This window comes from Streptomyces sp. NPDC018000, assembly GCF_044328025.1.
GTDB lineage: Bacteria > Actinomycetota > Actinomycetes > Streptomycetales > Streptomycetaceae > Streptomyces.
Genome location: NZ_JBIRGM010000005.1, coordinates 331,174 through 344,669 on the forward strand (window position 1 = coordinate 331,174; position 13,496 = coordinate 344,669).

The following is a 13,496-nucleotide window of genomic DNA, read 5'->3' on the forward strand; positions in this document are numbered from 1 at the left end:
CGGTGGTCCGGCGTCACGAGGAGTCTCCGTGAGCTCATCTACGATCATCCGCGTGTGCGCAAACGTCATAGTCGCCGAAGACGACGAGAAGCAGGCCGAACTCGTACGCCGCTATCTGGAACACGAAGGCCATGCGGTCAGGGTAGTCGGGGACGGCCTGGCGGCCCTCGCCGAGGTCCGGCACCGGGAGCCCGATCTGCTGGTGCTCGACGTGATGATGCCACGGGCCGACGGTCTGGACGTGGTACGTGTGCTGCGCGCCGAACACCGGGAACTGCCGGTGCTGATGCTGACGGCCCGCAGCACCGAGGACGATCTGCTGCTGGGTCTGGACCTCGGTGCGGACGACTACATGACGAAGCCGTACAGCCCGCGTGAGCTGATGGCGCGCGTACGGACCCTGCTGCGGCGCACCCGGCGGCTTGCGGCAGGTGCCGAGTCCGCTGCGGACCCGGTACTGACGGTGGGTGCGCTCATGGTCGACCCGATCCGGCACGAGGTGTCGGTCGAAGGCCGGTTCGTGGAGTGCACGCCCGGTGAGTTCCGGATTCTCGCCGCCATGGCGGCCGAGCCCGAGCGGGTCTTCGCACGGCAGCGGCTCCTGGAGGAGTTGCATGGCTTCGACCGGTACATCAGCTTTCGCACCGTCGATGTGCACATCATGAACCTGCGGAAGAAGATCGAGTCCGCACCGCGTCGGCCGGCCCGGCTGCTCACCGTTTTCGGCGTCGGCTACAAGCTGACGGATCCGGCGAAGAGGGCTTCGCGTGCGTCGTCGTAGCCGGTTGCGTGGCATTTCCCTTCGTCGTGGGAAGCCGGCGCGGCTGCCGCTCCGCAAGAGTCTGTTCGGCCGTCTGCTGGCGGTGTCGGCGCTGGTGGCGGCGTGTTCGGTGGCCGCCACGGCCTGGCTTGCCGTACAGACCACCTCCGGCGCCATCAAGCAGGAGCAGGGGCAGAATCTCACCGCCGACGCCCGGATCTACAACACCCTGCTCGGATATGCGGCGGCCCACCCCACCTGGGACGGCGTCGATCGCACCGTGCGTGAGCTGGCGCGGCAGTCCGGCCGGCGGATCGCGCTCACCACCGAGCAGCGCCGGCCTCTCGCCGATTCCGCCGGCCGGACGTCGCCGCCCGCTCTGCCGCCCCAGGCATCGGCGATCGTCGATCCGTTGTCCGTGGACACGGCCCTGTCCCAGACGTTGGGCCGGGCCGGTGTCACGGCCGACCGTGTCGACCCGCGCGCGGTCGGGCCGTTCCGGCTGCCCGCGGCTGAACGTACGGCGTTGCAACGTGCCGCCGAGCACAGTGTGGCGTGCCTGAGCCGGACCGGCGTCGCGGCGGATGTGGTCCAGGGGCCGAGTGGGCGCTCGCGCATAGAGGTCGTGGGCAACGATCCCGACCGGGTGCAGGCCATCAGGTGCGCGTCCGACAAGTTGGACGAACCGACAGCGACCGAGCGAAAGGCCCTCAAGGCGCTCAATCAGCTCGCCAATGCCTGCCTGAAACGTCAGGACCGCACGGGCGTACAGCTCAATCTGGACCTGTCCTGGGGCGACGGTTCCGAGACGGGGGCGGGCACCCGCGCCAACGCCCCGACAGCCGCACCCATACGCATCCCCGTCGCCGAACCGAGCGTCCGCACCAGCGACGACGACCGGGCCACCGCCTCCTGCGTGGACACGGCCCGCCGAGAGCAGCTCAGTTCCTATGTCGCCTCACCCGCACTGCTGTTCATCGGCGACGAGGGCGGCACGACCGTTCCCGGCTTCGACCTCTCCCCGGCGAACACTGCGAAGATCGCGGGCGCCGCGGCGCTCGTGCTGGCGCTCACCGTCGGAGCCACCATGCTGGCCGGGGCCCGGCTCGTACGTCCGCTGCACGCCCTCACCGGTGCGGCACAACGGATGCGGGACGGGGAGGACTCCGCGCCCGTGCTGGTCACCGACGACAACGAGATCGGGCGGCTCGCCGCGGCCTTCAACGATATGTCGGCCCACCGTGCCCGCCTCGAAGGACAGCGCAAGGACATGGTCAGTGACGTCGCCCATGAACTGCGTACCCCGCTGAGCAATATCCGCGGCTGGCTGGAGGCGGCACAGGACGGTCTGGCGGAGCCCGACCCGGCGTTCATCTCCTCGCTCCACACGGAGGCCGTTCAGCTGCAGCACATCATCGACGATCTCCAGGATCTGGCCGCGGCCGACGCGGGCGCGTTGCGGCTGCACCCCGAGCCGATACGCATCGAGGACGTCCTGGGCCAGGTCGCCGCGGCCCACCAGGCACGGGCGGAGACAGCGGGAGTCTCGTTGACCGTCGTCGAGAAGACGGCCGGCACTCCCCTTCCCGAGCTGACGGCCGACCCGGTCCGGCTGCGTCAGGCCATCGGCAACCTGGTCTCCAACGCGGTGCGTCACACCCCGGAGGATGGAAAGGTCACATTGCAGGCGTACGGCTCCGAGTGCGCGGCGGACGACGTGACGGCGGACGACATGGTGGCGGGCGACATGGTGGTGGGCGAAGTCGTCGTGGACGTCACCGATACCGGCAGCGGCATCTCGGCCGCTGATCTGCCGCATGTCTTCGACCGCTTCTGGCGCGCCGAGAAGTCCCGCAACCGCCGCACCGGCGGCAGCGGGCTGGGTCTGGCGATCGTACGGAAACTCGTCGAGGCGCACAGCGGCTCGGTGAGTGCGGTGAGCGTCGAGGGGCAGGGTTCGGTGTTCACGCTCCGGCTGCCTGCGGCCCCTGCTCGGACGGGGTCGGGTGAGCGGGGAGAGGCTGGTGGGTCGGACGAGTCCGGAGGGGCCTCGGCGGGCGTGCCGTGGAGCGCGTCAGGCGACTGCGGGAGCGTCGCGGGCGGGCCCGGGCGTGCCGCGGGCGACCGTGGGAGCGGTGCGGGCCAGACCTGACGCCATGACCACAGCGATCTGACATCTTCTTCATAACTTCACGCCAGCCTGTCGGCATGCCTTGTGCCCGGTGCGAACCGGCTACCGGGCACCACCGAGGCCGACCTGGAATGGAGCCATGCCCATGCCCCACCGCTTGTCCCTGCGTACCGCCGTCCTTGCCGCTGTCGCGGTCGGCGCGGTACTCGTCCCGTCCACCGCGGCCTTCGCCGACAGCACGCCCGCGCCTAAGGCGCCGTCCGTCGAACGGTCCGCCGCAGCCGGCCGGTCCGATTCCGCCACCCCGCCCACGCCGGGCGCGAAGCCGTCGGTTGTACCCATCGGCGTTGTCGCCGCGGGCGACGGTCCCGCCGGGGTCAAGGGCAAACGCCTGAACCTGGCCGAGCGTTCCGCTGCCGCCGCTCCGCGCGGTGGCGTGGCCGCGGGCGAGCGACCGGCCGGGACCTCGGGCGACAGCACCACCGCCCTTGCCGGGTCGGCCACAGCGGCCCTTCTGGTCGCGGGAGCGGGAACGTTCGTGCTGCGCCGCCGCTCCGCCGCACAGCAGGGCCGCTGAACTGTCGACGCGTCAGTCACGTCACGACAACTGACATGCACGGCAATTGACCGCGCACGGCGACTGACCGCGCACGGCTGTTGACCTTCCTTCGTGGCGCCGCCCCGTACCGGGCGGCGCCACTGCCCATCTCCGTCCCGTTCTGGAGCCCCCATGTCCCGTACGCCTCCGTCGCTCTGGCGCGCCGCACTTCCGGTGCTCGCCTGTCTGGCCCTCACCGGCTGCTCCTCCGACGCGTCACACACCGACGCGAGTTCATCCAGCGCCCCCGGCTCTCACAACTCACCGAAGGACACGGGGTCCAAGGGGACGGAGAAGCGCGAGACGTCCGGGAAACCGAAGTCCGCGGCGAGCCCCACCCATGTCAGCATCCCTTCGATCGGGGTGAACAGCTCGCTGATGCGGCTCGGTCTGAACGAGGACGGCACGGTGCAGGTCCCGCCCGCCGAGAAGGGCATGACGGCCGGCTGGTACACCGGTGGCGCCGTTCCCGGCGAGCGTGGCGCCGCGGTCCTCATCGGGCACAACGACACCCGCTTCGGAAGGGCCGTCTTCCATGATCTGAAGAAGATCGGCAAGGGCGCGGACATCGCGATCCGCAACGACCGTGGAGCGGAGCTCCACTTCAGGGTCACCGGCACGGAGACCGTCAGCAAGAAGGCCTTCCCGACCAAGAGGGTCTACGGCGCCACCAACGAGCGCGTCCTGCGGCTCATCACCTGCGACGGCTCCTTCGACGCGCAGGGCCACCCCGTGGACAACCTCATCGTGTACGCCGCCCGGAGCTGACGGCGACCGCGACCGCCTGGGATCAATTTCGTCGGCAAACCGCTGACCGAAGGTGCCTGGGTGGCTAGCATGAAACCTCAATTCGCCTGCGTGACAGGGGGGAACGCCTGTGTTCGAGCTCGATGCGCTGCTCAACCAGATCGTGCCGGCAGCCGAAGCGGCCGTGGCCGCCTACGGCGTGGGTGTGCTGACCAGTGCCCAGCGAGAGAGCGCAGAGGCGACCGTACGGCTGGGACAGCGGCTTCTCGCCAGGATCCTGAACCGCGGCGCCGACGCCGACCCCGTTCGAGCCACCGTCGTCGGCCTGGCGGACGTGGGCGCGGACCAGGACATGCGCGCCTTGCGGCAAGCGGAGTTGAGGATCGCGCTGCGGGATCTGCTCAGCAGCGCTCCGGGGCTTGCCGATGAGCTGTCGGCGCTGCTGCCGGAGCGTCCTGCCGTCCAGGCCGTCGGCGAGCGCGGCGTCGCCGTCGGCGGAAACAACTCCGGGATCATTTCCACCGGCGATGGCGCGAAGAACACCCTGCACCCGTGAGCTTTGTGCCCGGTCCGCGGGAGCCGGACCCCGCGGCGCACAAGCCCGGTCAGTCGGGCGGCGACCGTTCGGTGAACGTGGGCGGAAACAACTCCGGGATCATTTCCACCGGCGACAACACGACCAACGTGCTCAACGTTTCCGTAGCGCCCCCCGCCGAGAACACACTGGCAGGGAAGGCCAATCAGCTCGCGCTCAGGGTCAGCCGCATCCTGAAGTACGAGGAGGAGCAGCAGCGGCTATGGGATCCGCACCCGCTTCCTGTGCGTGTTCGGCCGGCGCCTTCGACGTTGACCGGTCACAAGGGCGGCATCCTCGGTGTCTCGGCCGAGGAGACGGACGTTCTCCCGCTGGACCTGACCGGTCAGCTGGATGAGATCGCGGCTTTCTACCAGGGCACAAAGCCCGGCATGCTGATGGTGCTGGGCCGGGCGGGTGCGGGAAAGAGCATCCTGATCCGACGTTTCGCACTGGCCCGGCTACAAGGACGCACTCCGTCCGGCGAAGCGCCGGTACCGGTGGTCTTCAGCCTCGGATCATGGAATCCCACTGCCACTCCACTGCGTGACTGGCTGATCGACCGGCTGGAGCGGGACCACCCCTTTCTGGCCGGGACCGGACCGGACGGATCGACGTGGGCCACCGGGCTGGTCGGTGCCGGCCACATCCTGCCGATCCTGGACGGATTCGACGAGGTCGCCAACGACCTGCGCAAAGCCGCGCTGAGATCGCTCAGGTCCGCCACCGTGCCGCTGCTGGTCACGAGTCGCCACGACGAACTGAGAGCCATCGTGACAGTGAACACGAGGCCCTCCACCGGTATCGAGCTGACCGACCTCACCCTCGGCGACGCCGTCAACTACCTACTGCCCGAGACCAGTATGTCCCTCTCCGGCGACATGGACACCACCACCCCGACTGGGTGGGAGTACGTTCTGGGGGAGTTGCGCCGCCATCCCGACGAACCGGCCTGCGCCCGTCTCGCCGCCGTGCTGACCACCCCCCTGATGCTCGCGCTGGCCCGCACCGTCTACGAAACCGACGGCGATCCGTCGGAGCTGCTCCTGGACATCAAGCGGTTCAGCACCCGAGGAGCTCTTGAAGACCATCTCCTGGACAACTTCATCCCCAGCGCCTACGACCGTTTCCTCCCCAACCCACCCGGCGCGAAACGACGGAGCTGGGACCCCGAACGCGCCCGGCACTGGCTCGGCTTCCTCGCCACGCACCTGAGAGAGCTCAGGACACATGACATCGAGTGGTGGAGGCTGGGAACCGCCATGAGTCTCTCTTCGCGCATGCTCGTGTCCGGCGTCACGATCGGGCTCGTGTCCGGGGTCACGACCGGGCTCGTGTCCGGGGTCGCGATCTGGCTCATGTCACGGACCACGCTCGGACACGTCTCCGGGGTCACGAGCCTGCCCGGGGAAACAGTCGTCAACGTGCTTCTGAACACGCTGGGGATCGGGCTGGCCTTCGGGCTCATGCACGGATTCGGGTCAGGAATCAAGGCAGGCGGCGCATTCGAACCGTCGCGCATGCACATCCGGATCCGCGGCGGGACGAAGAGAGTGAAGGAGAGTTTCCTCCCCAGGCTTTGGGGCGGAATCGCGGGCGGGCTGGTCTTCGGGGTCGTGTTCGGGATCGGAATGGTGGTCTATGCGGGTCTCCTGGGGTACCCCTGGACTGTGGGCGCCTTGGTGTTCGGGAACTGGCTCGTGGCCGGGGCCGCGCTCGGACTGGCGGTCGGGCTCATACTCGCGCTCACGGCCGGGCTCGAGGCTCTCATCGAGCCGGAATCCTCGGTCAGCCCGTCGGACCTGTTGCACACGAACCGCACGACCGTGCTCGCCCAAGTACTCGCGGTCGGGCTGGTGCTCGGACTCGGGTACGGGACCGTCGTCGCGCTCGTCAACGGGGTCGTGCTCGGGCTCATGAACGGCCTCATGGGCGGGCTCACGGTCGCGTTCGGGGTCGGCACGATGACCGCTTGGGGCCGGTGGGTGGTCCTGGTCCGCGTCTGGCTCCCCCTGACGGGGCGGCTGCCGTGGGCGGTGAACGCCTTCCTGGACGACGCCCACGAGCGAGGCGTGCTGCGTCAGGCCGGCGCGGTCTACCAGTTCCGCCACGCGCGGCTCCGGGATCGCCTGGCCGAGGTCTACGAACAACACGAACGGTCGACAGCAGGTGGTCGCTGACGGTCGCCGCTCTCTCAGCCTTCCTCGTCGTCCCCGCGCCGACGGAGCGCTCGCTCGGCAATCCCGCTGGAGAGCTTGCCCGCCGCCGATCTGGCCCGGTCGAGGTTCTCGTTACCGAGGCGCCGGGCGGCATCGACGCTCTCTGCCCCTGTCTTGAGCACCTTGTCCCTCACCTCCCCGGCCGCGTCCACCCATCGTCTCGCCTCCAATGACTGCCGACCGCGCTCGATCCCGAGCCGCCCGTGGAAGTCAACGACGGTGTTCTCGACATGGTTGCTCGAATGCACCACATCCCGGGACGCGGTCGGGTGCAACAGCACTTTCGTGTTGGCCGTGCCGGCAGCCGCATTCATGCGGGCCATCAGACGCTCGGTGCTCCGTGAGATGAGATCCAGCCGGTTCTGTCGGGCAGCCCGAAGCCCGAGGCGATGCCGGTCCAGCTCGTCCGGAGCCGTGTCCAGCACTCGGTCGAGTTCGAGCACGGCGATCGCGTCCTGCAGTTGGAAGCAACGAGCCAGAACAGCGAGCCACTCCTGAGCCTTGGACTCGGCTTCCTTGGACGTCTTGGCGAGATCACCGATCTTGGTCTTGCGCTCCACCTTCTCCGCGAGTGCGTCGAGTTGACGCAACGCGTACGCCTGGGTTCGCGCGAGCGTCACCGACGTGGCCTGCACCTTCGACCACGTGACCTCGGAGACCCGGCCCACCTGCTCTCGGATGGTCATGGCCTCCTCGATCACGAGGTCTACTCCGATCATGTCCGCCAACACAGCGTCCTTCTGGGCGCGGAGCACGTCGTCGACCTTCTCGTCGATCGTGGCGAGATAGTCGGTGATCTCGTCCATGGTCTGCTGCATCGCGAGCTGTGCCATGATCCCCGCGGCACCAGCCAGAAGCGCCGGGTTGGTCAGAAGCGATCCGGGCGCCTTCACGAATTCGACGAATCCCCTGATCTGGCCCTTGTTCCCCTTCAGCACACCTGAGCTGAGACCCGTCTTGGAACTTTCCCTCAGCCCGTACTTGTTGACAAGCTGCGCGGACTCCTTGGTCAGCTTCACCCAGCGACCTGAGTTGGCGGCAATCTCGGAACCTGCCTGTGCGACTCCAGCCGCGTTGCCGAGGGCGGCTCGGAGCCGTTGCAGTCCGAGGTCCTTCGACGGCAGTCCTTCAGAGATGAGGAAGCGTTCGACCGCCGTTGGATTCCCGATGACCGCCAGGCCATCGCCGTCACTGATCAGCTGAATCTCGTTGTCCATGGTCGGCTCCATACGTGGCTCTTCCCAAATGAGGGGTAGTTCGGGGCGTGACGCGGGCGGGCGTGACGGAGCACGTCAGCAGCGGACGTGGAATTCGTAGTCATCGGCGCAGCTCTCCCCCAGGTCCGAACTGTCGTACCGGGTTCACCACAGAGGGCCAACTCCTGGTGAACGTCCTGATATTAAGGCAGGTCATTCCCATATTCGCAGGGATAGCCGATCAGTTGCCGGCAGAAGAGAGGACTATGGCGGGGGGGCAGCACCCGGCGCCGGGTGTGATGGTCAGGGTCCGCAGCCCGGTGCCGGGCAGCAGCTCGTCGCTGAGCGCGGCGAGCGGTCCGGCGTGCCAGAAGGTGATCGGCGGGGTGGACCAACCCGCACCCAGCTCACCCTTCACGCCGTCCGCGATGTACTCGGCGTACGAGCCGACGTTCTTCCCCTTCTGCGTGGACTTCAGCGCCCGCTGCACCAGCGACCGCAGTTCGGCGTGGCGTCGTACGGCACCGGACGCGGCCTTGAGCGTCTTCGCGTCTTCCTCGCGGCGGGGCGACGGTACGAGCTGGACGAGCGTCGGCACGGACATGGTCCCGATCACGGCGTCCGCACGGAACGGCAAGACGGTGAGCTGGGTGCCCTCGACAACGGCGGTCGGCATGGTGATGCGCATGGCTGTTCCCCCCTGGGATCGATGAGTTGCCCGCCGAGCACGTCCACCCGGAAGCAACGCTAGATAAGCATCACCATGAAAGCACTGTCAAACACCTTGACGGATTTGACGTCCGGTGTAGGTTGTTAACAGCTCACTATCGAGAGGCCCAGGACTCCCGTCATGCCCCAGCCATCCGCACAGGTGACAGCCGCCGAGATCTCACGCATCGCGGGGGTCACGCGCGCCACCGTCAGCAACTGGCGCCGTCGGCACGACGACTTCCCGGCCCCGTCCGGGGGCAACGAGAGCAGCCCTCTGTACAACCTGCTGGATGTACGGGCCTGGCTGGACGCACGAGGCCACACGGCGGCGGTCAGCTCGCTGGAGGAGCTGCGCACCGCGTTGCGCCTGCGCCCGCAGGGCAGCCGCATGGCCGGCCGGCTCCTCCCTCTCGTCCTCGCCGCCGCCCGTCGCACGCCGCACGAGCTGACCGCGCTGGCCGAGCTGCCGGACGCCGATCTCGTCGCCCACGCGGACGACGCGGCTGCACATCTCGCGGACACGGCCCCGGCAACGGAGTCCATCCACGCCTCGGGCGGTGACGCCGCGACGCTGCGGGCGCTGGTCCTGTGCGTACGCGACGAGGGCGGCGAGGCCACGCTGAGCGTGCTGGCCGAACGGGAGCTGGAGGAGAGCGCTGCAAGTGGCACCTACCAGACCCCCGTCCCGCTCACGGATCTCGTGGCCCGGCTCGTCCCCGGCCCGATCACCCGCGTACTCGACCCGGCCTGCGGCAGCGGCACACTGCTCGCGGCGGCCGCTCGGCGCGGCGCGACGGAGTTGTACGGCCAGGACAGCGTTCCGGTGCAGGCCCAGCGGAGCGCGGTGAGCCTGATGCTGGCCGCACCGGATGCGGCGGTCGCGGTACGCACGGGCGACAGCCTGCGCTCCGACGCGTTCCCGCAGCTCGCCGCCGACGCCGTACTGTGCAATCCGCCCTACGGCGACCGGGACTGGGGCCACGACGAGCTGGCTTACGACCCGCGCTGGGCCTACGGTGTGCCGCCGCGCGCCGAGTCCGAGCTGGCCTGGGTCCAGCATGCGCTCGCACACCTGCTGCCGGGCGGCTACGCCGTCCTGATCCTTCCGCCGGCCACCGCATCGCGTGCCTCAGGGCGCCGCGTACGGATGGAGTTTGTACGCAGCGGGGCCCTGCGGGCAGTCATCGCCCTGCCGGCCGGGGCGGCGGCTCCGCTGCACGTGGGGCTCCAGATCTGGGTCCTGCAACGGCCCGAGCCGAGCGGCCCGGAGCGGAAGTCCGTGCTGTTCGTCGACACGTCCGAGGCGCCGGGGCCGGGGCGGCCCGGGAACACCGCCACAGCTGGTTCTCGCGGAGGCGGGCCCCGCTCGGGCACGCGGGGCGGCAGCCGCGCTTCCTTGGACTGGCCGGCGCTTACGGACCGGGTGCTCACCGCGTGGGCAGCCTTCGCGGACGCCCCGGACGAGTTCACCGCCGAGCCCGGCACCGCGCGCGCAGTCCCGGTGGTCGACCTCATCGGCGACGTTGTCGACCTCTCCCCCGCCCGGTACGTGCGCGTCTCCCGCACTGACATCGAACCCGCGGAGCTCGCACGGGAGGCGGACGACAGCCGCCGGCGTCTCATCGCCTCCGCCAAGTCCTTGGGCAGGGCGGCGGGCCACACCGACTGGCAGGCGGCTGGGTCGGCGGTACGCGAGTGGCGTACCGCAACGGCGTCCGACCTGGCACGGGGCGGCGCGCTCACGCTGCTGCGTACGGCGCCCGAGGCGAAGGAGCCGAAGGCCCCGCAAGGCGTGACCGCTGCGCCGATGGCCGCCGCCGTCCTGACGGGCGCGGACATCGCGCGCGGCACCGGCCCGACCGGTGACCCGTCCGAGCTGCGCGCGGACTCCGCCCCGGTGATCACTGCGGGCGATGTGCTCGTACGGTCGGTCGCGGGCGGCAGCGGGCCGATGGTCCGGGTGGCGGGCGAGCCGGACGAGGGGGCACTACTCGGCCCGCAAGTGCACCTCTTCCGGCCCGACCCCGCGCGGCTCGACCCGTGGTTCCTCGCGGGCTTCCTGGGCGCGGAGGAGAACATCGCCGGAGCGTCGACGGGCAGCACGGTCCTGCACGTCAGCCCGGGGCGGCTGCGCGTACCGCTGCTGCCGTTGGAGGAGCAGCGCCGTTACGGGGAGGCGTTCCGCCGCGTCCACGAGCTGAGGGCGGAGGCGCGGCGCGCGACGGAGCTGGCCGAGCAGACGGCGAGGCTACTGGCGGGCGGGCTGACGGGAGGCGGGCTGGTCCCGTCGTCGTCCGCTCATGCCTCTGTCGATTCGGCCTGAACGACACCACGGCCTTCACGCACCCATCACACTTGTCCGAACCCGCTCCGGTTGGGGTGGGCGGGTCCGAAAGAAATCCGGGGAATCCCTTGAACAGCAGCAAGCACACGGAGCTGGCGAACCACGCCTGGTCCGTCGCCGACCTTCTGCGCGGCGATTACAAGCAGTCGGATTACGGAAAGGTCATCCTTCCGTTCACGGTGCTGCGCCGCCTGGAGTGCGTCCTGGAGCCGACGCGCGAGAAGGTCGCCGAGACAGCGGCCCGGTTCGATGGCCAGGAGATCGACACGGACCACTTCCTGCGCCGGGCATCGGGCCACTCGTTCTACAACAAGAGCGACCTCACCCTGAAGAAGATCGTCGGCGACCCGCAGGGCGCGGCGGCGAACCTTCAGCGGTATGTCGGTTCCTTCTCGGACAACGCCCGCGAGGTCCTGGAGAAGTACGAGTTCAATCAGCAGGTCAGGAAGCTCGACAGCGCGAACCTGCTCTACCAGGTCATGGGCAAGTTCACCGACCTGGACCTGCGCCCCGAGGTCGTGCCCAACCACAACATGGGCTACATCTTCGAGGAGCTGATCCGTCGCTTCTCCGAGCAGTCGAACGAGACCGCGGGTGAGCACTTCACCCCGCGCGAAGTCATCAAGCTGATGGTGAACCTGCTGATCGCCCCGGACGGCGACGCGCTGAGCGTGCCTGGCGTCGTGCGTACGGTCATGGACCCGGCCTGCGGCACAGGTGGCATGCTCAGCGCGGCCGAGGAACACATCATGGCGCTGAACCCGGACGCCACGGTGAAGGTGTATGGGCAGGAGCTCAACCCGGAATCCTGGGCGATCTGCCGGTCCGACCTGATGATCAAGGAGCAGGACCCGGAGAACATCGCCTTCGGCAACTCCTTCTCGGACGACGGTCACGCGCGGGAGAAGTTCGACTACCTGCTGGCGAACCCGCCGTTCGGTGTGGAGTGGAAGAAGGTCAAGGAGGACGTCGAGTACGAGTACAAGAACCTCGGCGACTCCGGCCGCTTCGGCGCGGGCCTGCCCCGCATCAACGACGGCTCGCTCCTCTTCCTCCAGCACATGATCTCGAAGATGAAGCCGGTGGATGTGAATGGCGGGGGCGGCTCGCGTATCGCGATCGTCTTCAACGGTTCGCCGCTGTTCACGGGCGCGGCCGGCTCGGGTGAGTCGGAGATCCGCCGCTGGATCATGGAGAACGACTGGCTGGAGGCGATCGTCGCACTGCCGGACCAGCTCTTCTACAACACGGGTATCTCTACTTACTTCTGGATCCTGACCAACCGGAAGGATGCTCAGCACAAGGGCAAGGTCGTGTTGCTGGACGCGCGCGACCAGTGGGTGAAGATGCGCAAGTCGCTGGGCGACAAGCGCAAGGAGCTGGGCGACGGGACGGGTGGCAAGCCGAACCACATCGCCGACATCACCCGCTTGTACGGGGACGCGGTGGCGGCTGCGGCGGACGCGGAACACCCGCTGCACGGCAAGGTGAAGGTCTTCGACAACTCGGCGTTCGGCTACCAGCGGATCACCGTGGAGCGGCCGTTGAAGCTGCGCTTCGAGCTGACGGAGGAGACGCTGGGGGCTCTGATCGCTTCAAAGCCGGTGCAGAAGTGGGCGGAGGAGCGGTTCCTGCCGCGCGAGCCGGAGCTGGCTGCGAAGGCCAAGGCGCGTCGCAAGCTGACGGACGAGGAGGAATCGCAGTTCCGGGAGCTGGCGGCGATTGAGACGAAGCTGCTCGCGGACGCGCTGAGCCCGCTGACGGGAACGACTTGGGCGACCAAGTCCGAGGCGCAGGTGTCGGTGCGGGACGCGATGGCGGAAGCCGGCGTGCAGGGCCCGACTGGGGCACCGTTCACGAAGGCGCTGCGGGACACGGTGGGTGTGCGGGACCCGGAGGGCGAGGTCCAGACGATCAAGGGCGAGTCGGAGCCGGACACGGAGCTGCGGGACTACGAGAACGTGCCGCTGGGTGAGGACGTGGAGGAGTACCTGAAGCGGGAGGTGCACCCGCACGTGCCGGACACGTGGATCGACCACAGCAAGACGAAGGTGGGATACGAGGTCCCGTTCACGCGGCACTTCTATGTGTATGAGCCGCCGCGGCCGTTGGCGGAGATCGACGCGGAGTTGAAGGCGCTTGAGGCAGAGATTCAGGCGCTGCTGGGTGAGGTGACGGAATGACCTGGCCCATAATCGCTCTCCGACGCCTCGCCG

The 13,496-nt window shown here is 68.8% G+C and carries 9 protein-coding genes and 1 pseudogene; 8 read left to right on the top strand and 2 right to left on the bottom strand.

All coding sequences use genetic code 11. The features are described 5' to 3' along the window. The first annotated feature begins 52 nt into the window (after nt 1-52). From ACH4EW_RS15855 to ACH4EW_RS15880, 6 genes are all read left to right on the top strand, one after another. Nucleotides 53-781, top strand: coding sequence for a response regulator transcription factor (locus ACH4EW_RS15855; protein ID WP_398256765.1), 729 nt, complete (start codon nt 53-55; stop codon nt 779-781). Next, entirely contained in the window at nt 768-2,912 is a 2,145-nt protein-coding gene (locus ACH4EW_RS15860; RefSeq protein ID WP_398256767.1) for a sensor histidine kinase, read from the top strand. Before ACH4EW_RS15855 ends, ACH4EW_RS15860 begins: the two co-directional genes overlap by 14 nt. A gap of 124 nt (nt 2,913-3,036) precedes the next feature. Beyond that, nucleotides 3,037-3,468, top strand: a complete 432-nt coding sequence (locus tag ACH4EW_RS15865) for a hypothetical protein (protein ID WP_398256770.1) — start codon at nt 3,037-3,039, stop codon at nt 3,466-3,468. A 153-nt stretch (nt 3,469-3,621) separates the two neighbouring features. Continuing rightward, the gene (locus ACH4EW_RS15870; protein ID WP_398256772.1) at nt 3,622-4,257 is read left to right on the top strand and encodes a class F sortase; all 636 of its coding nucleotides are present in this window, start codon (nt 3,622-3,624) and stop codon (nt 4,255-4,257) included. 109 nt (nt 4,258-4,366) lie between these two features. Then, a complete protein-coding gene (locus ACH4EW_RS15875; protein ID WP_398256775.1) occupies nt 4,367-4,792 on the top strand; it encodes a hypothetical protein in 426 nt (141 codons plus the stop codon). Continuing rightward, nucleotides 4,789-6,990 (top strand): NACHT domain-containing protein, encoded by a 2,202-nt coding sequence (locus ACH4EW_RS15880; protein ID WP_398256777.1) that lies wholly within the window; start codon nt 4,789-4,791, stop codon nt 6,988-6,990. The genes ACH4EW_RS15875 and ACH4EW_RS15880 overlap by 4 nt, the downstream gene beginning before the upstream one ends. Nucleotides 6,991-7,004: 14 nt before the next feature. On the opposite strand, the gene ACH4EW_RS15885 is transcribed toward ACH4EW_RS15880, so the two are convergent. Continuing rightward, complete coding sequence (locus tag ACH4EW_RS15885) at nt 7,005-8,246, bottom strand: hypothetical protein (RefSeq protein ID WP_398256780.1); 1,242 nt, start codon at nt 8,244-8,246, stop codon at nt 7,005-7,007. Nucleotides 8,247-8,466: 220 nt separating this feature from the next. Continuing rightward, nucleotides 8,467-8,913 carry a hypothetical protein gene (locus tag ACH4EW_RS15890; RefSeq protein WP_398256782.1) on the bottom strand — a complete coding sequence of 149 codons (447 nt, stop codon included), beginning with the start codon at nt 8,911-8,913 and terminating at the stop codon, nt 8,467-8,469. Between the two features lie 411 nt (nt 8,914-9,324). Here ACH4EW_RS15890 and ACH4EW_RS15895 point away from each other — a divergent pair. Both ACH4EW_RS15895 and ACH4EW_RS15900 read left to right on the top strand, forming a co-directional pair. After that, nucleotides 9,325-10,227, top strand: a pseudogene (locus ACH4EW_RS15895) (class I SAM-dependent DNA methyltransferase); the annotation flags it as partial. A gap of 1,121 nt (nt 10,228-11,348) precedes the next feature. Beyond that, complete coding sequence (locus ACH4EW_RS15900; RefSeq protein WP_398256785.1) at nt 11,349-13,463, top strand: N-6 DNA methylase; 2,115 nt, start codon at nt 11,349-11,351, stop codon at nt 13,461-13,463. Nucleotides 13,464-13,496 lie beyond the last annotated feature (33 nt).

Coding starts and splice junctions, on each gene's coding strand:
- ACH4EW_RS15865 (WP_398256770.1), top strand. CDS start 3,037: ATGCCCCACCGCTTGTCCCTGCGTACCGCCGTCCTTGCCGCTGTCGCG.
- ACH4EW_RS15870 (WP_398256772.1), top strand. CDS start 3,622: ATGTCCCGTACGCCTCCGTCGCTCTGGCGCGCCGCACTTCCGGTGCTC.
- ACH4EW_RS15885 (WP_398256780.1), bottom strand. CDS start 8,246: ATGGACAACGAGATTCAGCTGATCAGTGACGGCGATGGCCTGGCGGTC.
- ACH4EW_RS15890 (WP_398256782.1), bottom strand. CDS start 8,913: ATGCGCATCACCATGCCGACCGCCGTTGTCGAGGGCACCCAGCTCACC.